Raw genomic sequence first — 19,147 nt, 5'->3', positions numbered from 1 at the left:
TGGAGATCACTGTCTGTCGTGCCGCGTGTCGACCCCTGCACCTTCCTCGTGAAGGAACTGCCCTGATCGGCCCCGATCGGCCCCGATCGGCCCCGATCGGCCCCGATCGGCCCTGATCGGGGCAGTGCGCAACGCTCGACACCCCCCGCGCAACGAACACCCGCCCTGCCACGATGAACGCAACGATCTTGCGGATACGCGCAAGGTTGCTGCATTACAGCGGCAACGTCCCGGCTCGTAGGGTTCTGCGCTGTACGTAGCGTGGCGGGGACCCCGCTCGGTGGGTTCCTGTTCGCGCAGGTGCGCCGCCGGTCCCCGTCGCCCCGAGAGGCAGCGACAAAGGAGTCCCCGCGTGCTCGACCAAGGCGCACCCCCGCACCAGCGCAGTCAGACCGCCCCCGCGTCCCCGGGGCCGGTCGCGCGCCTCATGCGGCGCAAGCCCGTGGAACTCCTGGTCGCCGAGGGGGGCCAGGGTGAGGGAGGGTCTCTCAGGCGCTCCCTCGGGCTGTGGCAGCTCACCATGATCAGCATCGGCGCGACGCTCGGCACCGGCATCTTCGTCGTCCTCGGAGAGGCCGTCCCCAAGGCCGGTCCCGCCGTCACGCTGTCCTTCGTGATCGCCGGTCTCACGGCGCTCTTCTCGGCCCTGTCCTACGCCGAACTGGCGGGCACCATCCCGGTCGCCGGGTCCTCGTACTCGTATGCGTACGCAACGATGGGCGAGCTGGTCGCCTGGGTCTGCGGCTGGTGTCTGGTCCTGGAGTACGGCGTGTCGGTCGCCGCCGTCGCCGTCGGCTGGGGCGAGTACCTCAACGAGCTGCTCGACGGGACCATCGGCGTGACCATCCCGGACGCGCTGTCGGCGCCACCGGGCGACGGGGGCGTCTTCAACCTGCCGGCCCTCATCGTCGTACTCCTGGCCATGGCGTTCCTTCTGGGCGGGGCCAAGGAGTCCGCGCGCGCCAACACGATCATGGTGGCCGTGAAGATCGCCGCACTGGTGCTGTTCTGCGCGATCGGTGTCCAGGGCTTCCGCTCCGGCAACTACGAGAACTTCATGCCGCTGGGCATGGCGGGCGTCAGCGCGGCCGGCGCGACCCTCTTCTTCTCGTACATCGGCTTCGACGCCGCCTCCACCGCCGGCGAGGAGGCGAAGAACGCGCAGCGCGACCTGCCCCGCGCGATCATGCTGTCCCTCGTCATCGTGACGGCGCTGTACGTCCTCGTCGCCGCCGTCGCCGTGGGCGCCAAGCCCTGGCGGCGGTTCGGCGACTCCGAGGCAGCGCTCGCGCAGATCATGCGCGAGGTGACAGGCCAGTCCTTCTGGGGGACCCTCCTCGCCTTCTGCGCCGTCATCGCCATCGCGAGCGTCGTCCTCACCGTGCTGTACGGCCAGACCCGCATCCTCTTCGCGATGTCCCGGGACGGGCTGGTGCCCAAGGTGTTCTCCCGCGTCCACCCGAAGACCGGCACGCCCCGCGCGAACACGGTGATCGTGTCGCTGTTCTGCGGTGTGCTGGCCGCCGCGATCCCGCTGGGACAGCTCGCCGACGCCACCAGCATCGGCACGCTGTTCGCCTTCGCGCTGGTCAACATCGCGGTCGTGGTGCTGCGCCGGACCCGTCCGGAGATGCCCCGCACCTTCCGCGTCCCGCTCTCCCCGATTCTCCCCGCCCTGGGACTCGGCTTCTGCGTCTGGATGATGGGCAGCCTTTCGGCCGTCACCTGGGTGGTCTTCGGAGTCTGGATGGCGGTCGGGCTCGTGTTCTACTTCCTCTACGGCCACCGCCGCTCCCGACTCGCAGCGCCCGCACCATCTGAGAAGTGATCAACCCACTGTGCTGAACGATCTCGACGAACGCATCGTGCACGCCCTCGCCGAGGACGCCCGCCGCTCCTACGCGGACATCGGGCAACTGGTCGGCCTGTCCGCGCCCGCCGTGAAACGCCGCGTGGACCGGCTGCGTGCCACCGGAGCCATCACCGGCTTCACCGTACGGGTCGACCCGGCGGCCCTCGGCTGGGAGACCGAGGGGTTCGTCGAGATCTACTGCCGGCGCAACACCTCCCCCGAGACCATCCAACGGGGCCTGGAGCGCTATCAGGAGGTGGTGGCCGCGTCCACCGTCACCGGGGACGCGGACGCCGTCGCCCAGGTCTTCGCCGCCGACATGCGCCACTTCGAACGCGTCCTGGAACGCATCGCGGGGGAGCCCTTCGTGGAACGGACGAAGTCCGTGCTGGTGCTCTCGCCGCTGCTCAGGCGTTTTTCCTCGGGTTCGCCGACCTGACCTGTTCGGCCTGGCGGCCGATCGCCGTCAGAAGTCGGCCCGTGAGGACGGCGTGCCCGCCCGTGCGGATGACGAGCAGCCGGTAGAGGCCGCCGGCCGGGCCGGGGAACCTGGCCCGGGTCTCGGCCCGCAGCCGGGTGCGGCCCGGACCGGCTTCCTCGAGGCGGAAGACCAGGGCGTACGTCGAGAAGCGGTGACGCCCCACGAGGACCAGCTCCCGGCCCGGCTCCGCCCCGGCCACCCGGAAGCCGGGCACCGTCGAGCCCTCGGCCAGAGGACGGGGTCCGGACGCCGTACGGTCGGCGCAGCCCACAAGGTGTGCGTAGCCGGGTGTGAAGGAGCCGTCCAGGGCGTGGCCGATGCCGCACCACACGGCGTCGGCCTCCGCCGAGACGACCGTCGCGTGTTCGTCGACATACGGCAGTGCGGTGATGTCCATGAGGACCTCCTACCTCCGACCTCCGATGACGGCGCCCTGCGCGCACTCCGCGTTCGTGCTCACCGCGGAATTCGCTGGGCGGCGGGGCGTCCGATGTCTACCATCGGTGGCATGACTTGGCGACATTGATCCACGAACGGCCCCGACACCCGTCGACTGACCGCGACGCTGTACGCGTACGCGTTCCTCGACGAATTCGTGCTGCTCTACCCGGTCTACGCGCTGCTGTTCGCGGACAGCGGCCTCTCGGTCGGGCAGATCTCCTCCCTCTTCGTCCTGTGGTCGCTGACCGGCGTCCTGCTGGAGGTCCCCTCCGGCGCCTGGGCCGACGCCGTCTCGCGACGGCTGCTGCTGTGGATCGGCCCGCTGCTGGGCGCGGCCGGCTTCGCGCTGTGGGTGCTCGTCCCGTCGTACTGGGCCTTCGCGGCCGGCTTCGTCCTGTGGGGTGCGCGCGGCGCGCTGGGCTCCGGCGCGCTGGAGGCGCTGGTGTACGAGGAACTGGACCGGGCCGGCGCGGCGGACCGGTACGCCAAGGTGATGGGCCGCGCGCACGCACTGGGCCAGGTGGCCGTCATGTCGGCGATGGGCCTGGCCGGGCCGGTCTTCGCGGCGGGCGGATACCCGGCCGTCGGCGCGGCCAGCGTGCTGGCCTGTCTGCTCTGCGCCGCGACGGCGACCCGCTTCCCGGAGCACCGGACCCCGGACGCCGGGGGCGACGACGGCTGGGCCGCGACCTTGCGCGGCGGACTCGCCGACGCCCGACGTGACCGTTCCGTCCGTGGCGCGCTGCTGCTCGTTCCTGCCGTCGCCGCGGTCTGGGGCGCTCTCGACGAGTACACGTCCCTGCTGGTCAGGGAGACCGGCGTGCCGGAGGCGACCGTCCCCTACCTGCTCCTGCCGATCTGGGCCGGCGTCACCGCCGGAAGCCTGCTGTCCGGGGCCGCCGAACGCCTGGGCCGCAGGGGATTCGCCGCGGTGCTCGCCGCCTCCGCGGTGGCCCTCGCCGCCGGCGCGACCTGTGGGACCCCCGCCGGGATCGCCCTCGTCGCCCTCGCCTTCGGCGGCTTCCAGCTGGCGACCGTGCTCGTCGACGTCCGTCTCCAGCAGCGCATCGAGGGCACCGGCCGGGCCACCCTCACCTCGGTCGCGAGCCTGGGTACGGAGGTGGTGACCATCGGGGTGTACGGCGCGTACGGCGCCCTGGGGTCGACGTTCTCCCACGGCGCCGTCTTCGCGCTGTGCGCCGTGCCGTACCTGGTGACGGCGCTGGTGGTGGCCGGGGGAAGGCGGGAGTGAGGGTACGCAACGAATCGCCGCCCCACCCCCGACGCACGCAACGATCCGCTCACCGGCGCGCAACGGCTCCTTCTTGTCCGGTCCGCGCGGCCGACCGTACCGTCTATCTGGCCCCCGAACGGCCCCCCGAACGGCCCCCCGAACGGCCCCCCGAACGGCCCCCCGAACGGCCCCCCGAACCCCCTCGTACCGGTGAGGATCACGCATGCGCACCGCCCTGCTCCAGAGCTCCGGCCGCCCCGGCTCCGTCGTCGAGAACCTCAAGGTCCTCGACGAGGCCGCGGACCGGGCCGCCGCCGCGGGCGCCGGGCTCCTGGTCGCGCCGGAGATGTTCCTCACCGGGTACGCGATCGGCGACGACATCGCCCGCCTCGCCGAGCCCGCCGACGGGGACTTCGCGGACGCGATCGCCCAGATCGCCACCCGGCACGGACTCGCGATCGCGTACGGCTACCCGGAGCGCGACGGCGAGACGGTGTACAACGCGGCCCAGATCGTCTCCGCCGACGGCACCCGGCTCGCCGACTACCGCAAGACCCATCTCTTCGGCTGCTTCGAGCACGACCACTTCACGCCCGGCGACCGGCCCGTCGTCCAGGCCGAGCTGAACGGCCTCACCGTCGGCCTCATGATCTGCTACGACGTCGAGTTCCCGGAGAACGTCCGCGCCCACGCCCTCGCCGGCACCGACCTCCTTCTCGTGCCGACCGCGCAGATGCACCCCTTCCAGTTCGTCGCCGAGTCGGTGATCCCGGTGCGCGCCTTCGAGAACCAGATGTACGTCGCGTACGTCAACCGGGTCGGCCGGGAAGGGGAGTTCGAGTTCGTCGGGCTCTCCACCCTGGCCGGTCCGGACGGCGTCGCCCGGGCGCGCGCCGGACGCGGCGAGGAACTGCTCTTCGCCGACGCCGACCCGGTCGCCCTCGCCGCCTCCCGCGAGGCGAACCCGTACCTGAAGGACCGCCGCCCCGGCCTCTACGGGTCCCTGGTCTGACATCCCACACCCTCGTACTTTTTTCGCGCTAGGAGTCCGTACCCCATGACGTCCACCGTGCCCAACGCCGTCGAGCACGCAGACGAGCAGCAGCCGCCGATCACCATGTTCGGCCCGGACTTCCCGTACGCGTACGACGACTTCCTCGCCCACCCGGCGGGGCTCGGCCAGATCCCCGCGACCGAGCACGGCACCGAGGTCGCCGTCATCGGCGGCGGACTGTCCGGCATCGTGGCCGCGTACGAGCTGATGAAGATGGGCCTCAAGCCGGTCGTCTACGAGGCCGACCGGATCGGCGGCAGGCTGCGCACCGTCGGCTTCGACGGCTGCGACCCCTCCCTCACCGCCGAGATGGGCGCGATGCGCTTCCCTCCGTCCTCCACGGCCCTCCAGCACTACATCGACCTGGTGGGCCTTCAGACCCGGCCCTTCCCCAACCCCCTTGCCGAGGCGACCCCTTCGACGGTCGTCGACCTCAAGGGCGAGTCGCACTACGCCGAGACGGCCGAGGACCTCCCGCAGGTCTACCGCGATGTCGCCGCCGCCTGGAACAGGTGCCTCGAGGAAGGCGCCGACTTCTCCGACATGAACCGCGCGATGCGCGAGCGGGACGTGCCGCGCATCCGCGAGATCTGGGCGAAGCTCGTCGAGAAGCTCGACAACCAGACGTTCTACGGCTTCCTCTGCGACTCCGAGGCGTTCAGGTCCTTCCGGCACCGCGAGATCTTCGGCCAGGTCGGCTTCGGCACCGGCGGCTGGGACACCGACTTCCCCAACTCCATCCTGGAGATCCTGCGCGTCGTCTACACCGAGGCCGACGACCACCACCGCGGCATCGTCGGCGGCTCCCAGCAGCTGCCGCTGCGGCTCTGGGAGCGCGAGCCGGAGAAGATCGTCCAATGGCCGTACGGGACCTCGCTCGCGAGCCTGCACGAGGGCGGCGAGCCCCGCCCGGCCGTGACCCGGCTGCACCGCACCGCGGGCAACCGGATCACCGTGACGGACGCGAACGGCGACATCCGCACCTACCGGGCGGCGGTCTTCACCGCCCAGTCCTGGATGCTGCTGTCGAAGATCGACTGCGACGACTCGCTCTTCCCGATCGACCACTGGACCGCCATCGAGCGCACCCACTACATGGAGTCCAGCAAGCTCTTCGTGCCGGTCGACCGGCCGTTCTGGCTGGACAAGGCCGTCGACGACAGGGGAAACCCGACCGGCCGGGACGTCATGTCGATGACGCTCACCGACCGTATGACGCGCGGCACCTACCTCCTCGACGACGGCCCGGACAAGCCCGCCGTCATCTGCCTCTCGTACACCTGGTGCGACGACAGCCTGAAGTGGCTGCCGCTGTCCGCGAACGAGCGGATGGAGGTCATGCTGAAGTCGCTCGGCGAGATCTACCCGAACGTCGACATCAGGAAGCACATCATCGGCAACCCGGTGACGGTCTCCTGGGAGAACGAGCCCTACTTCATGGGCGCGTTCAAGGCCAACCTGCCCGGCCACTACCGCTACCAGCGGCGCCTGTTCACGCACTTCATGCAGGACCGGCTGCCCGAGGACAAGCGGGGCGTCTTCCTCGCCGGCGACGACATCTCCTGGACGGCCGGCTGGGCCGAGGGCGCCGTCCAGACCGCGCTGAACGCGGTCTGGGGCGTCATGCACCACTTCGGCGGGACGACCGACGCGACCAACCCGGGCCCGGGTGACGTGTACGACGAGATCGCGCCGGTGGAACTCCCGGAGGACTGAGTCCGCACAGCCCGAGGCTCACCGCATGAGGTCGCGCATCGGGGTGAGCATCATGCGGCCCGCGAAGCCGACGGCCGTGTCGAGCCGCACGGTGAACTCCTCGGCGACGTCGGGGAGCCGGCGCAGGGCCCACAGCGCCCGGGCCGCCGTCCAGGCGGCCTCCCGGGCGCGTTCCAGGCTCCAGGAGCCGAGCAGGTGGGTGAGGGGGTCGGCGATCTGCAACAGGTCGGGGCCCGGCATCAGCTCCTCGCGGATGCGTTCCTCCAGCGAGACGAGGAGATCGCCCACGCGGTCGAACTCGTCCTCCAGCTCGGCCGGTTCGCAGCCGAGGCTACGACAGGCGTCCACGACGGCGAGCGCGAGGTCGTGCCCGATGTGCGCGTTGATGCCCGCGAACGCGAACTGCAGGGGACGTACGCCGGGATGGCGGCGGAACTGCAGCAGCGGGCGCCAGCAGGCCGGTGGACGCCGGTCGGCCGGCACCGGTTCCACCGCGTCCAGGTAGCGCTCCGCGAACCGTACGTCCAGTGTGACGGCGGCCCGCGCGTCCGGGAACCGGCCGGTGTCGATGCGCCGGTCCACCTCCCGGGTCACCGCGAGGTAGACGCGGTTGAAGACCGCGACCCCGTCCCGGGGAGGCAGGGCCGCGTCGAGGGCGCGCATCCGCGCGAGCACGTCGTCGACGCTCGTGCCGACCGTGTCTACGCCCGTCTCGACGCCTGTCCCGAAGGGAGCGGTGAACTGTTCCGTTTGCGGCATGGGGGCAGGTTCGCAGTCCTGGGCCGGCCCGCGTGTCGGCGGGCCCGACGCTTCCCCGGAACGGGGGAACGGGCCCGTCACGCGGGAGGGGGAACAGCACGGTGCCAGGCTTACGTGAGCGGCGGGCCGACCGGCGCGGTGTCATGGTCGCCGTCGTCTCGGTCGTGGTCGCCCTGGGCGCCGCGACCGGGACGCTGAGCGCGCTCGCCGTCCGGGACGCTGAGCGCGCTCGCCGTCCGGGACGCTGAGCGCGCTCGCCGTCCGGGACGCTGAGCGCGCTCGCCGTCCGGGACGCTGAGCGCGCTCGCCGTCCGGGACGCTGAGCGCGCTCGCCGTCCGGGACGCTGAGCGCGCTCGCCGTCCGGGACGCTGAGCGCGCTCGCCGACCGGGACGCTGAGCGCGCTCGCCGACCGGGACGACGGCGACGACGGACGCCGCACCGACCGGGCCCGCCCGGAGGCGAGCGCGACGCTCCTGTCCCCCTCGCCCCCGCCTTCGCCGTCCCCGTCCGCTTCTCCCTCGCCCGCGAGGCCGACGCCACCGCCCGGCCGTGCCACCACCACGAAACCGCGGGCGGCCGCCGTGTCCACGAGCCTCTACCGCCACACCGAGTCCCAGGTCCTCGACTGGACCACCGCCAGACCGGTGAACGCCATGACCAGCAGGGCCGTCCACTGGTCCTGAGGCCAGTAGGCGGTGGCCGTGACCTGCGCGCGGCTGAATCCGATCAGCATCACGACCGCGCCCGTCACGATCGGCGGCATCGGGGCGTGGATGATCCGCGCCCCGAACCGCCGCACGGCCGGCCCGAGGACGAACAGCGCGGCTCCGACCACGAACACCGCGCCGGTGACCGTGGCGCTCGTCCCGCCCTGCGCCCGGATGACCGCGGCCACGCCCACGAAGGACAGGGGGCACCCGAGGTGGCTGGGCATCCGGCCGCGGGTCGCGAGCAGGAAGATCACGGTCGCGACGCCGGACATCATGACGGCGAGGTTGGGGTCCAGACCCATCAAAACGGGCACCACGAAACTCCCCCCGAACATCGCCACCACGTGCTGGGCGCCGAGCCCGGCCGTGCGGGGCCAGGAGAGCCGCTCGCCGGGGCGGACCACCGCCCCGGGCGCCGGGGTGCGTCCGCCGCCGTGCAGTTTCCAGCGGACGCCAAGATCCATGGAGCGGGTTCGCTTTCGTCGGGGATGCGGATGTCCGGAGCACTCCCGTGAAACCAGAGGGTGAGCGACCGCTTAGTCAACGCGTAGGATGGGGGTCGTTGTCCCGTACATGTAAGGGAGCCCCGCCCGTGACCGCCGAAGCCCCGACCGCCCCCGCTCTGTCCTACGGCCGGCTGATCCCCGTCACCGTCCACTTCGACGACCTGGACGCGCTCGGCATGCTGCACAACGCCCGCTACCCGCTGCTCGTCGAGCGGGCCTGGACGGAGTTCTGGCAGGCCAACGGGGTGCGCTTCGAGGGCGACTGGGCGAGCGCCGGGGACGCCTGCAACGTGGTGAAGGAACTGCTGATCGGCTACGAGGCCCCGGTGACCCGCACCGGCGCCTACGCCGTCCACCTCTGGCTGGACCGGCTGGGCACCACGGGCCTGACGTACGGCTTCCGGTTCTGCTCGGCGGAAGGCGCCACCACGTACGCGCGGGGCACCCGCGTCCTGGTGCGCCTCGACGCGGGCACCCTGCGCCCCACGCCGTGGAGCGACGCCTTCAGGGCCGCGGGTCGGGCACTGCTGCGGCCTGCGGACTGACCTTCGCGCCCGTCCGCCCACCGCCGCGCAGCACACCCGCGAACACCGCGAGGCCGCAGGCCAGCACCGTCACCACACAGAACGACACCATCAGGCTGGTCGCCTGCGCCACCCCGCCGATCAGGCTCGGGGCGATCAGCCCGGAGGTGTACGTGATCGTCGCGACGCCCGCGATGGCCTGGCTCGGGTTCGGCCCGCTGTGCCCGGCCGCGGCGAAGCACAGCGGCACGACGACCGCGATGCCCAGCCCCATCAGTCCGAACCCGCCGATCGCCACCACCGGGTGCCCCGCGACGACGATCAGCAGCCCGCCCAGTGCGGCGAGGACACCGCCTGCCCGCACGGTACGCACCGCGCCGAACCGGTTCACCACCGCGTCGCCCGCGATCCGGGCCACCGCCATCGTGAACATGAAGCCGGTCGTGCAGGCCGCCGCCAGGCCGGCCGACGAGTCGAGCCGGTCGCGCAGGTACACCGCCGACCAGTCCAGGCTCGCGCCCTCCGCGAACACCGCGCAGAACCCGACCGCGCCGATCAGCAGCGCCGAGCGGGGCGGTAGCGCGAACCGCGGGGGCGGCTCCTCGTCCTCGGCCGGCCGCAGGTCCAGCACCCAGCGGCAGACCAGCAGACCGAGGACGGTCAGGACGGCCGCCGCCAGCGCGTGGTGCACGCGCGCGTCCGACCCCAGGTGCGCGGCGAGCGTCCCGCCGGCCGAGCCGATCAGGGCGCCCGCGCTCCACATGCCGTGCAGCCCCGACATGATCGACCTGCCCAGCAGCCGCTCCACCTCCACGCCGAGCGCGTTCATCGCGACGTCGGCCATGCCCGCGGCGGCGCCGTAGGCGAACATCGCCAGGCACAGGGTGAACAGGTTCGGGGCGAGGGCGGGCAGCGTAAGCGACAGCGTCCACAGGGCGAGCAGCCCGCGCAGGGCCGCGCGGCTGCCGAAACGGTGGGTGACCGAGCCGGCCAGCGGCATCGCGCAGGCGGCCCCGAACGCCGTGAAGGCGAGCGCGAACCCGAGCTGGCCGGTGGACACGCCGGCGTGGTCCTGGATCCACGGCACGCGGGTGGCGAACGAGCCGGTGACCGCGCCGTGCACGGTGAACACGGCCGCCACGGCGTACCGGGCGCGCCGTACCTCCGTCGGTGCGTGGATCACTTCGCCCACTCCGACCATTCTCCCCGTCCCTCCCGGCTCCAGCGCCGCGCCGTCGCGATGCCGTCGTAAACTATCAGGAACCCTGCCTGATAAATAGAGGGCGCTTCGACCGCCGCCAGGAGCCCTCGACCACCGTGGGAGGATTCCCGCCATGCCCGCATCCCCGAGCACCGCCCGGGCCATCAACGACCGGCTCGCCCTGCGGCTGTTGCAACACGAAGGCCCGTTGACGGCAGGGCAGTTGAAGCAGCTCACCGGCCTGTCCCGGCCCACGGTCGCCGACCTCGTCGAACGCCTCACCCTTTCTGGCCTGATCGAGGTCGTCGGCGAGGCGGGCGAGCAGCGCCGCGGGCCCAACGCCAGGCTCTACGGCATCGTCGCCGACCGCGCCCACCTGGCCGCGCTGGACGTGCGCACCGAGGGGGTCGGAGTGCTCGTCTCCGACCTCGTCGGCCGGGTGCTCGCCGAGGCGTTCGTGCCGATCGGCGGGGACACCGGCACCGGGACGGCCGTGGAGCAGGCGGTCACGCTGGTCGAGCGGACGGCGAAGGAGGCCGGGGCCGACCGGCTGCACACCCTCGGCATCGGCGCGCCCGGCCTGATCGACCCGGCGGGCGGTGAACTCCGCGACTCCGGCGGCCTGCCCGAGTGGCACCGCCGCCTGGTGGCCGCCCTCCAGGAACGGTTCCCGCACGCCCACGCGCACGTCGAGAACGAGACCAACCTCGCCGCACTTGCCGAACAGCGCGAGGGCGCCGCCCGGGACCGCGACACCTTCGTCCTGCTGTGGCTGGGCCACGGCATCGGCGCGGCCGTGGTCCTGGACGGCGTCCTGCGCCGCGGAGCCTCCGGCGGCACCGGCGAGATCGGCTTCCTGCCGGTCCCCGGCACCAACAGCCTGCCCTCGGCGACGGACTGCGAGGGCGGCTTCCACTCCCTGGCCGGCTCGGCCGCGATCGCCGCACTGGCGGTGGAGCACGGCCTGACGGCGGTCGGCGCGCACTCCGCCGAGCCGGTGGCGGCGGCGCTGGTGCGGGAGGCGGTGCCGTCTGCTCCCGGCGGTGCCGCCGACCGCTTCCTCGACGCTCTCGCCGACCGACTCGCCCTTGGTGTCGCCTCCGTGGTCGCCGTCCTGGACCCCGGCTGCGTGGTCCTCGGCGGCGAGGTCGGACAGGCCGGCGGCGAGGTGCTCGCGAGCCGGGTGGCCCAGCGGCTCCGCCGTATGGCGCCCCTCCCCACGGAGGTCCGCCCCAGCGCCCTCGGCGGCGGTGCGGTCCTGCGCGGCGCGCTCCTGACGGCCCGCGAGTCCGCCCAGGAGCAACTGTTCGGGACGCGCTAGCGAGGGGACTGGAGCCGTTCCGGGTGCTTCGGTGAAGGGGCTGAAGCCTGTTGGGGGGCGTCGGTGTGGGGCGCGGCGGTGAACGGTCGGAGTCTGTCGGCCCGCGCCGGCCGGCGGGGGCCGGCGCACGCCGGCGAGGGGACCGGAACCTCTCGGGATGTGCGAGCGAGGGACCGGAACCTCTCGGCCCGCACAGGTCGGCGGCCCGCAGGGTTCGGGGCACGCGCCGGCGAGCGGCCCGCAAGAGTGTGGGGCGGGTCAGTGCCTGATGTGCTTCGTCAGGTACTCCTCGAACGTCCCTTTCCCCACGGCACGTTCCGGCGCCAGGTGACCGCCGGCGCGAAAGCCCCGGTAGGCGGCGCCCCACAGCGGGACGTTCACCACCGCCCGTCTCCTGCCGCGCGCCTTCAGGAACGCTCGGGCCAGCGACTCGAACGTGCGCACCTCGGGCCCGGCCATGTCGTCCACCCGCCCCGCCGGCGCGCCCGCCGCCAGCGCCGCGAGCCGGTCCGCGACCTCCGCCACCTCCACCGGCTGGTCGCTCACCCCGGCCGGCAGGACCATCACCGGCACCTTGGCCAGCGTCCCGAACACCTGGACCAGCAGGTCGTGGAACTGGGTCGCCCGCAGCACGGTCCAGCCCAGCCCCGACTCCTGCACCAGCCGCTCCACGGCGAGCTTCGCCCTGTAGTAGCCGAACGGCACCCGGTCCACCCCGACGATCGAGATGTAGACGAGGTGCCTCACCCCGGCCTCGCGGGCCGCGGCGATCAGGTTCGCGGCCGCCTGCTCGTCACCCCCGCGCGGCGTGCTCGCGCAGTGCACGATCGTGTCCACGCCCGCGACGGCCGCGTCCAGCCCGGCACCGCCCTCCCGCAGGTCGACGGCGTACGGTTCGGTGTGCCGGCTCAGCACCCGCACCTCGTGCCCGTCCGCCCGCAGCCGCTCGGTGACGAGCCGCCCGAGGGTCCCACTGCCGCCGGTCACCAGGATCGTGGTCATGCTGTTCAGCTCCTTCGGACACCGGACGCCCCCGGCCGGAACGCCCTCCGCCGACTGAGACCGAACAGCCCCCGCCAGATGTGACAGTCCTTGCTACGCCCGCCCGAGCTGACGCTCGACGAAGTCCAGCTTGTCAGGATTCAGTACCGCCCGCACGCCCCTGACCTCCCCGTCGCGGTAGTCGAACCCGAGCGTGGCCACCAGGGCGTCGCCGTCCCGGACGAGCAGGCCCGGCGCGCCGTTGAGTTCGGTGGCCGTGAAGGTGAGACCGGCCGCGAAACCCCGGAACGCGCCGGCCAGGAAGCGCAGGACCTTCTCGCGTCCCTCGATCGGCCGCAGGGCCGCGGTGACCCGGCCTCCGCCGTCGCTCCACCAGGTGACGTCGGCCGCGAGCACCTGCTCCAGCGTGGCGAGGTCCCCGTCCCGCGCGGCCGTGACGAACGAGGCCACCAGCTCCTCCTGCCGCGCGGGAGCCGCCTCGAAGCGCCGCTCCGCCGCCGTCAGCCGCTGTTCGGCCCGCCGGTACAGCTGGCGGCAGTTGGCCTCGCTCAGGTCGAGCACCTCGGCGATCTCCCGGTACCCGTACGCGAACGCCGCCCGCAGCACGTACACCGCCCGTTCCGTGGGCGTGAGCCGCTCCAGCAGCACCAGCATCGCGAGCGACACCGCGTCGCGCTGCTCCGCCGACTCCAGGGGGCCGAGCGCGCCGTCCGAGGTGAGGACCGGCTCCGGCAGCCACGTCCCGACGTAGCTCTCGCGCCGCGCCCGGGCCGAGGTCAGCCGGCTCAGACAGAGGTTGGTGACGGTCTTCGCCAGCCAGGCCGCCGGATACGTGATGTCCGCGCGGTCGGCCCCGCTGAACCGCAGGTAGGCGTCCTGGACCGCGTCCTCGGCCTCGTGGGCCGAGCCCAGCATCCGGTAGGCCAGCCCGAACAGCCGGGAGCGGTGGGCCTCGAACTCGTCGGCGCTCGCGGTCGTCATGTGATCACCCTGCCAGAACCCCCGACCGGCCGGATCGAGGAGACCCGGCGGCGGGCAAGGGCCGTCGTCACCGCCACCGGGCCGCACACCGCAGACCCTAGAAAGGACTAGACCAACACGTCAATGGTGTGGGGGCCGGCCCGGGATCGGGCCCGGCTCGATCCGGGACTGACGACCTGTGAGCCACTCCACACCGTTCACCTGTATGGACCACTGTCGGCCGTGGCACACTGACCCTGTACCTAAAAGCAGCGCACTCCGGGGTCGGTGAAAGTCCGAACCGGCGGTTACAGTCCGCGACCCGGTCGCTTCCAGCGGCCGGTTGACCAGGTGAAATTCCTGGACCGACGGTTAAAGTCCGGATGGGAGGCAGTGCGCGGCGGGCGGGCATTCGTGCGCGCCGCCGTATACATACTCGTCCGCGGACGAGTCTGTCCGGCGTCGCCCTCGGTGCCGTTGCCCGTACAAGCTGTCGTCATCGACAGGCCCCGGAGTCCGTGCCCGAAGAGGCAGGAGGACCCGGGAAGTGTTCACCGGAATCGTCGAAGAGCTGGGTGAGGTCACCGCCGTCGAGAACCTCGGCGACGCCTCCCGCTTCCGGCTGCGCGGCCCCGTCGTGACCGACGGCGCGAAGCACGGCGACTCCATCGCCGTGAACGGGGTCTGTCTCACCGTCGTCGAACACGAGGGCGACGAGTTCACCGCCGACGTCATGGCGGAGACCCTGAACCGCTCCAGCCTCGGCGCCCTCGGCGTCGGCTCCCGCGTCAACCTCGAACGCCCCACCGCCGTCGGCTCACGCCTGGGCGGGCACATCGTGCAGGGCCATGTCGACGGCACCGGCGCGGTGTTGGAGCGCAGGCCCTCCGAGAACTGGGAGATCATCAAGATCTCGCTCCCCGCCGACCTCGCCCGGTACGTCGTGGAGAAGGGCTCCATCACCGTCGACGGCATCAGCCTCACCGTCGTGGACGCCGGCCCCGACCACTTCACCGTCAGCCTCATCCCCACCACGCTCGCCCTGACCACGCTCGGCCTCAAGCAGCCCGGCGACCCGGTCAACCTCGAGGTGGACATCGTCGCCAAGTACGTCGAGCGCCTGCTGACCACCACTCAGGGGGCGGCGCAGTGAACTCGCTGAACTCCGAGGCCTTCGTCATGTTCGACCAGCACATCCTCTGGTCGGACATGATCGGCAACATCCTCGGCCTGATCACCCTGGCCCTCGGCTGGCGGCGCTCCCTGTGGACCTGGCCGGTGCAGTTCCTCTCCGGACTCGTCCTCTTCGGCGCCTTCTACGGCCACCTGACGGGCAGCGCGGGCAAGCAGGTCGTCGTCATGGTCGTCGCCCTGTACGGCTGGTGGCAGTGGAACCGGAGCAAGGGGCGCTCCCAGGACGGCCAGATCACCCCCCGCTTCGCCACCTGGCCCGAGCGCGCGGCCATGGTCGGCGCCGCCGCCGTCGGCACGGTCGCCGTCGCCCTGCTCTTCAAGGCCAACCCGTCCCTGTCCTGGGACCCCTGGCCGGACGCCTACATCTTCGTCGGCACCATCGTCGCCATGTACGCCCAGGCGCGCGGCATGGTCGAGTTCTGGATCGCCTGGCTCCTCGTCGACGTCGTCGGCGTCCCCCTCAACTTCGCCAACGGCTACGCCTTCTCCGGCTTCGTCTACGTCATCTACGGCGCGCTGGTCCTGTGGGGCATGCGCGACTGGTGGCTGCGCTCCCGCAAGGCTTCGCAACCCGCTCTGGAAGGAGCGCCGGCATGAGCACGGCACCGATCCTCTACAGCACGGAAGGCATCGAGGACTTCTCCCTCGACCCCGTCGAGCAGGCCATCGCCGACATCGCGGCCGGCCGCCCCATCGTGGTCGTCGACGACGAGGACCGCGAGAACGAGGGCGACCTCGTCGTCGCCGCCGAGAAGGCCACGCCCGAGATCGTCGCCTTCATGATGAGCGAGTGCCGTGGCCTGATCTGCGCCCCCATGGAGGGCGACGAACTGGAGCGGCTGAAGCTCCCGCAGATGGTCGAGGACAACACCGAGTCGATGAAGACGGCGTTCACGGTCTCCGTCGACGCCTCCGCCGCCCACGGCGTCACCACCGGCATCTCCGCCGCCGACCGCGCCACCACCCTCCAGCTCCTGGCGAGCGGCGAGGCACAGGCCGACGACTTCGTCCGGCCCGGGCACGTCTTCCCGCTGCGCGCCAAGCCCGGTGGTGTCCTGACCCGCAACGGCCACACCGAGGCCGCCGTCGACCTCGCCCGCCTCGCGGGCCTGCGCCCGGCCGGCGCGATCGTCGAGATCGCCGGTGAGGACGGCCGGATGCTCCGGCTGCCCGAACTGATCCCGTTCGCCCGCAAGCACGGCCTGACGATCATCTCCATCGAGGACCTGATCGCCTACCGCCGCTCCGCCGAGCCCACCGTCCGGCGCGAGGCCGAGACCCGGCTGCCCACGGTCCACGGCACCTTCACCGCGTACGGCTACCGCTCCACCGTCGACGGCGTCGAGCACGTCGCCCTCGTCCACGGCGAGATCGGCGACGGCGAGGACGTCCTGGTCCGGGTGCACTCCGAATGCCTCACCGGCGACATCTTCGCCTCCCAGCGCTGCGACTGCGGCCCCCAGCTCGACGCCTCCCTGGAGCGCATCCAGAGCGAGGGCCGGGGCGTGGTCGTCTACCTGCGCGGACACGAGGGCCGGGGCATCGGCCTGCTGTCCAAGCTGCGCGCGTACGAGCTCCAGGAGCAGGGTCACGACACGCTCGACGCCAACCTGGAGCTGGGCCTGCCCGCCGACGCCCGCGACTACGGGGCCGGCGCGCAGATCCTCGAGGACCTCGGCGTGCACAGCGTGCGCCTGATGACCAACAACCCCGAGAAGACCGACGCCCTCGTCCGGCACGGCATCGAGGTCACCAGGCGCGAGCCGATGCCCGTGCAGGCGGGCGAGCACAACATCCGCTACCTGCGCACCAAGCGGGACCGGATGGGACACGACCTGCCCTGGCTGGACGCGGCTCCCGTGTCCCCCTGCGGCAACCAGTAGGACCAGCAGGACCAGCAGGACCAGCAGGACCAGCAGGACCAGCAGGACCAGTGGGAACAGCAGGACCAGTAGGAACAGCACTGAGGAGAGACGTGAGCGGCAAGGGTGCACCGGAACTGTCCGTACGCAATGTGGGTGACCTCCGGGTCGCCGTCATCGCGGCACAGTGGCACGAGAAGGTGATGGACGGTCTGGTCGACGGCGCCCTGCGCGCCCTGCACGACCTCGGCATCGACGAGCCGACCCTCCTGCGGGTCCCCGGCAGCTGGGAGCTCCCGGTCGTCGCCAAGGTGCTGGCCGGGCGGGGCTACGACGCGATCGTCGCCCTCGGCGTCGTCATCCGCGGCGGCACCCCGCACTTCGAGTACGTGTGCCAGGGCGTCGCTCAGGGCCTCACCCAGGTCTCCGTCGAGACCGGCGTCCCCGTCGGCATGGGCGTCCTCACCTGCGACACCGAGGAGCAGGCCCTGGACCGGGCCGGCATCGAGGGCTCCCGCGAGGACAAGGGACACGAGGCGGTGACGGCGGCCGTGGCGACCGCGGCCACCCTCCGCTCAGTATCCGAACCCTGGCGGTAGGCCCACCGGCGGAACGGCTAGGGTGGGCAGCACCATGTCCAAGAAGACTTTCGAGGAGCTCTTCGCCGAGCTCCAGCAGAAGGCCGCCAACGGCGACCCCACTACTTCCCGTACCGCCGAACTGGTCGGGAAGGGCGTCCATGCCATCGGCAAGAAGGTCGTCGAAGAGGCCGCCGAGGTCTGGATGGCGGCCGAGTACGAAGGCAAGGAGGCAGCCGCCGAGGAGATCTCGCAGCTGCTCTACCACGTCCAGGTGATGATGGTCGCCCGCGGAATCTCGCTGGACGACGTGTACGCCCACCTGTAGAACCCTTTTCCAGACACACCCGCCCCCTTTTTCATGTTCCACGCGAAGGAAGCCGACCTCATGCTGCGCATCGCCGTCCCCAACAAGGGTTCCCTGTCAGGCCCTGCGGCGGAGATGCTGCATGAGGCCGGCTACCAGCAGCGCCGGGAGTCCAAGGAGCTGCGGATCGTCGACCCGGAGAACGAGGTGGAGTTCTTCTACCTCCGGCCCCGCGACATCGCGATCTACGTCTCTTCCGGCAAGCTCGACATCGGCGTCACCGGCCGCGACCTGCTCATCGACTCCGGCGCCAACGCCGAGGTGATCCTCCCGCTCGGCTTCGCCCGCTCCACCTTCCGCTTCGCCACCAAGCCGGGCACCGCGAACAGCGTCGAGGACCTCAACGGCAAGACGGTCGCCACCTCCTACGAGGGCATCGTCGCCAAGCACCTGGCCGAGCAGGGCATCGACGCCTCCGTCGTCCACCTCGACGGCGCCGTCGAGACGGCCATCGAGCTGGGCGTCGCCGAGGTCATCGCGGACGTCGTCGAGACCGGCACCTCGCTGCGCAACGCGGGCCTGGAGGTCTTCGGCGACCCCATCATGAAGTCCGAGGCCGTCGTGATCCGCCGCACCGGCGCGGACACCGAGGAGGCCGCCGAGCCGAAGGTGCAGCAGTTCCTGCGCCGCCTCCAGGGCGTCCTGGTCGCCCGGACGTACGTGATGATGGACTACGACTGCCGCGTGGAGCAGCTGGAGAAGGCCGTCGCGCTGACCCCGGGCCTGGAGTCGCCGACCGTCTCCCCGCTGCACAACGAGGGCTGGGTCGCCGTCCGCGCCATGGTCCCCGCCAAGGAGGCCCAGCGGATCATGGACGACCTCTACGACATCGGCGCCCGCGCCATCCTGACCACGGCCATCCACGCCTGCCGCCTCTGAGGCCCCGAGAGATCCACGCGAACATGTCCGACCTTCCCACCCTCCCCGTCACCTTCCGGCCGGGCCGGACCCGTGCGGTGCTGCTCACCGCCGGAGTGGTGATCCTCCTCGTCATCTCCGCCGTGGCGATGCTGCTGGAGCAGCTCGGCCCGGGGGAGCGGCTCAGCTTCGTCCTCACCGGCGCCCTCATCTTCTGGGTGCTGGCCCAGCTCGCCCGCGTGCGGGTCGTCGCCGACGACTCGGGTGTCACCGTGGTGAACATCGCCAGTCGGCGGCGACTGGAGTGGGCGGAGATCCTCCAGGTGAACCTTCGCCCCGGCGACCCCTGGGTGTTCCTCAACCTCAGCGACGGCACCAGCCTGCCCGCGCTCGGCATCCAGCCGGGCATCAACAAGCAGCAGGCCATCGCCGACGCGCGCACCCTGCGGGCACTCGTGGAAACCCGGTCCCTCCGGGACCCCGAAGCGTCCACAGGGCAAGATCAGGGCTGACTCGGGGCCGTCC

20 protein-coding genes, 1 pseudogene and 1 riboswitch are annotated in these 19,147 nt (G+C 71.8%); of the genes and pseudogenes, 15 read left to right on the top strand and 6 right to left on the bottom strand.

Going from position 1 to position 19,147, the window contains the following annotated elements; genetic code table 11:
- The first annotated feature begins 352 nt into the window (after window positions 1-352).
- Together OG289_RS10725 and OG289_RS10720 are read left to right on the top strand one after the other, a co-directional pair.
- Window positions 353-1,828, top strand: coding sequence for an amino acid permease (locus OG289_RS10725; protein ID WP_327313782.1), 1,476 nt, complete (start codon window positions 353-355; stop codon window positions 1,826-1,828).
- Between the two features lie 10 nt (window positions 1,829-1,838).
- The gene (locus OG289_RS10720; protein WP_130444560.1) at window positions 1,839-2,291 is read left to right on the top strand and encodes an Lrp/AsnC family transcriptional regulator; all 453 of its coding nucleotides are present in this window, start codon (window positions 1,839-1,841) and stop codon (window positions 2,289-2,291) included.
- On the opposite strand, the gene OG289_RS10715 is transcribed toward OG289_RS10720, so the two are convergent.
- Entirely contained in the window at window positions 2,260-2,730 is a 471-nt protein-coding gene (locus OG289_RS10715; RefSeq protein ID WP_327313781.1) for a hypothetical protein, read from the bottom strand. The genes OG289_RS10720 and OG289_RS10715 overlap by 32 nt on opposite strands.
- Before the next feature lie 156 nt (window positions 2,731-2,886).
- On the opposite strand from OG289_RS10715, the gene OG289_RS10710 reads away from it, so the two are divergent.
- From OG289_RS10710 to OG289_RS10700, 3 genes are all read left to right on the top strand, one after another.
- The gene (locus OG289_RS10710) at window positions 2,887-4,026 is read left to right on the top strand and encodes an MFS transporter (protein ID WP_327320638.1); all 1,140 of its coding nucleotides are present in this window, start codon (window positions 2,887-2,889) and stop codon (window positions 4,024-4,026) included.
- A gap of 205 nt (window positions 4,027-4,231) precedes the next feature.
- Window positions 4,232-5,020, top strand: a complete 789-nt coding sequence (locus OG289_RS10705) for a carbon-nitrogen hydrolase family protein (RefSeq protein WP_327313780.1) — start codon at window positions 4,232-4,234, stop codon at window positions 5,018-5,020.
- A gap of 45 nt (window positions 5,021-5,065) precedes the next feature.
- Window positions 5,066-6,778 (top strand): flavin monoamine oxidase family protein, encoded by a 1,713-nt coding sequence (locus OG289_RS10700; protein WP_327313779.1) that lies wholly within the window; start codon window positions 5,066-5,068, stop codon window positions 6,776-6,778.
- Window positions 6,779-6,796: 18 nt separating this feature from the next.
- Here OG289_RS10700 and OG289_RS10695 read toward each other — a convergent pair whose 3' ends face one another.
- Window positions 6,797-7,537 carry a DUF5995 family protein gene (locus OG289_RS10695; RefSeq protein ID WP_327313778.1) on the bottom strand — a complete coding sequence of 247 codons (741 nt, stop codon included), beginning with the start codon at window positions 7,535-7,537 and terminating at the stop codon, window positions 6,797-6,799.
- 101 nt (window positions 7,538-7,638) lie between these two features.
- Here OG289_RS10695 and OG289_RS10690 point away from each other — a divergent pair, with 101 nt between their 5' ends.
- A complete protein-coding gene (locus tag OG289_RS10690; protein ID WP_327313777.1) occupies window positions 7,639-7,785 on the top strand; it encodes a hypothetical protein in 147 nt (48 codons plus the stop codon).
- A gap of 382 nt (window positions 7,786-8,167) precedes the next feature.
- Here OG289_RS10690 and OG289_RS10685 read toward each other — a convergent pair.
- Window positions 8,168-8,713 (bottom strand): annotated as a pseudogene (locus OG289_RS10685) (solute carrier family 23 protein); the annotation flags it as partial.
- 128 nt (window positions 8,714-8,841) lie between these two features.
- Here OG289_RS10685 and OG289_RS10680 point away from each other — a divergent pair.
- Window positions 8,842-9,300, top strand: coding sequence for an acyl-CoA thioesterase (locus OG289_RS10680; protein WP_327313776.1), 459 nt, complete (start codon window positions 8,842-8,844; stop codon window positions 9,298-9,300).
- On the opposite strand, the gene OG289_RS10675 is transcribed toward OG289_RS10680, so the two are convergent.
- Entirely contained in the window at window positions 9,260-10,471 is a 1,212-nt protein-coding gene (locus OG289_RS10675; protein WP_442818890.1) for an MFS transporter, read from the bottom strand. The two genes, OG289_RS10680 and OG289_RS10675, sit on opposite strands and share 41 nt — an antisense overlap.
- 142 nt (window positions 10,472-10,613) lie before the next feature.
- Between OG289_RS10675 and OG289_RS10670 the strand changes: the two genes are divergently transcribed.
- Window positions 10,614-11,801, top strand: a complete 1,188-nt coding sequence (locus tag OG289_RS10670) for an ROK family transcriptional regulator (RefSeq protein WP_327313774.1) — start codon at window positions 10,614-10,616, stop codon at window positions 11,799-11,801.
- A gap of 258 nt (window positions 11,802-12,059) precedes the next feature.
- Here OG289_RS10670 and OG289_RS10665 read toward each other — a convergent pair whose 3' ends face one another.
- Together OG289_RS10665 and OG289_RS10660 are read right to left on the bottom strand one after the other, a co-directional pair.
- The gene (locus OG289_RS10665) at window positions 12,060-12,803 is read right to left on the bottom strand and encodes an SDR family oxidoreductase (RefSeq protein ID WP_327313773.1); all 744 of its coding nucleotides are present in this window, start codon (window positions 12,801-12,803) and stop codon (window positions 12,060-12,062) included.
- 93 nt (window positions 12,804-12,896) lie between these two features.
- Window positions 12,897-13,784 carry an RNA polymerase sigma-70 factor gene (locus OG289_RS10660; RefSeq protein WP_327313772.1) on the bottom strand — a complete coding sequence of 296 codons (888 nt, stop codon included), beginning with the start codon at window positions 13,782-13,784 and terminating at the stop codon, window positions 12,897-12,899.
- 249 nt (window positions 13,785-14,033) lie between these two features.
- Window positions 14,034-14,164, top strand: a riboswitch (FMN riboswitch).
- A gap of 146 nt (window positions 14,165-14,310) precedes the next feature.
- Between OG289_RS10660 and OG289_RS10655 the strand changes: the two genes are divergently transcribed.
- The 7 genes from OG289_RS10655 (at window position 14,311) to OG289_RS10625 (ending at window position 19,134) form a co-directional block, all read left to right on the top strand.
- Window positions 14,311-14,916: a riboflavin synthase gene (locus tag OG289_RS10655; RefSeq protein WP_327313771.1), complete on the top strand. Its 606-nt coding sequence runs from the start codon at window positions 14,311-14,313 to the stop codon at window positions 14,914-14,916.
- Complete coding sequence (pnuC, locus tag OG289_RS10650; protein WP_327313770.1) at window positions 14,913-15,554, top strand: nicotinamide riboside transporter PnuC; 642 nt, start codon at window positions 14,913-14,915, stop codon at window positions 15,552-15,554. Before OG289_RS10655 ends, pnuC begins: the two co-directional genes overlap by 4 nt.
- Window positions 15,551-16,840, top strand: a complete 1,290-nt coding sequence (locus tag OG289_RS10645; protein WP_327313769.1) for a bifunctional 3,4-dihydroxy-2-butanone-4-phosphate synthase/GTP cyclohydrolase II — start codon at window positions 15,551-15,553, stop codon at window positions 16,838-16,840. Before pnuC ends, OG289_RS10645 begins: the two co-directional genes overlap by 4 nt.
- Before the next feature lie 92 nt (window positions 16,841-16,932).
- Window positions 16,933-17,418 (top strand): 6,7-dimethyl-8-ribityllumazine synthase, encoded by a 486-nt coding sequence (gene ribH, locus OG289_RS10640; RefSeq protein WP_327313768.1) that lies wholly within the window; start codon window positions 16,933-16,935, stop codon window positions 17,416-17,418.
- Between the two features lie 34 nt (window positions 17,419-17,452).
- On the top strand, window positions 17,453-17,725 hold the full coding sequence (locus OG289_RS10635; protein WP_079665193.1) for a phosphoribosyl-ATP diphosphatase: 273 nt from the start codon (window positions 17,453-17,455) through the stop codon (window positions 17,723-17,725).
- Between the two features lie 60 nt (window positions 17,726-17,785).
- On the top strand, window positions 17,786-18,643 hold the full coding sequence (gene hisG, locus OG289_RS10630; RefSeq protein ID WP_327313767.1) for an ATP phosphoribosyltransferase: 858 nt from the start codon (window positions 17,786-17,788) through the stop codon (window positions 18,641-18,643).
- 23 nt (window positions 18,644-18,666) lie between these two features.
- On the top strand, window positions 18,667-19,134 hold the full coding sequence (locus OG289_RS10625) for a PH domain-containing protein (RefSeq protein ID WP_327313766.1): 468 nt from the start codon (window positions 18,667-18,669) through the stop codon (window positions 19,132-19,134).
- Window positions 19,135-19,147 lie beyond the last annotated feature (13 nt).

The sequence above is a fragment of the Streptomyces sp. NBC_01235 genome, from assembly GCF_035989285.1.
GTDB lineage: Bacteria > Actinomycetota > Actinomycetes > Streptomycetales > Streptomycetaceae > Streptomyces.
Note: the sequence above shows the minus strand (reverse complement) of the source record. Positions and strands in the feature narration are given on the sequence as shown.

Coding starts and splice junctions, on each gene's coding strand:
- OG289_RS10695 (WP_327313778.1), bottom strand. CDS start 7,537: ATGCCGCAAACGGAACAGTTCACCGCTCCCTTCGGGACAGGCGTCGAG.
- OG289_RS10645 (WP_327313769.1), top strand. CDS start 15,551: ATGAGCACGGCACCGATCCTCTACAGCACGGAAGGCATCGAGGACTTC.
- OG289_RS10665 (WP_327313773.1), bottom strand. CDS start 12,803: ATGACCACGATCCTGGTGACCGGCGGCAGTGGGACCCTCGGGCGGCTC.
- OG289_RS10635 (WP_079665193.1), top strand. CDS start 17,453: ATGTCCAAGAAGACTTTCGAGGAGCTCTTCGCCGAGCTCCAGCAGAAG.
- OG289_RS10670 (WP_327313774.1), top strand. CDS start 10,614: ATGCCCGCATCCCCGAGCACCGCCCGGGCCATCAACGACCGGCTCGCC.
- OG289_RS10625 (WP_327313766.1), top strand. CDS start 18,667: ATGTCCGACCTTCCCACCCTCCCCGTCACCTTCCGGCCGGGCCGGACC.
- OG289_RS10705 (WP_327313780.1), top strand. CDS start 4,232: ATGCGCACCGCCCTGCTCCAGAGCTCCGGCCGCCCCGGCTCCGTCGTC.
- hisG (WP_327313767.1), top strand. CDS start 17,786: ATGCTGCGCATCGCCGTCCCCAACAAGGGTTCCCTGTCAGGCCCTGCG.
- OG289_RS10715 (WP_327313781.1), bottom strand. CDS start 2,730: ATGGACATCACCGCACTGCCGTATGTCGACGAACACGCGACGGTCGTC.
- OG289_RS10660 (WP_327313772.1), bottom strand. CDS start 13,784: ATGACGACCGCGAGCGCCGACGAGTTCGAGGCCCACCGCTCCCGGCTG.
- OG289_RS10700 (WP_327313779.1), top strand. CDS start 5,066: ATGACGTCCACCGTGCCCAACGCCGTCGAGCACGCAGACGAGCAGCAG.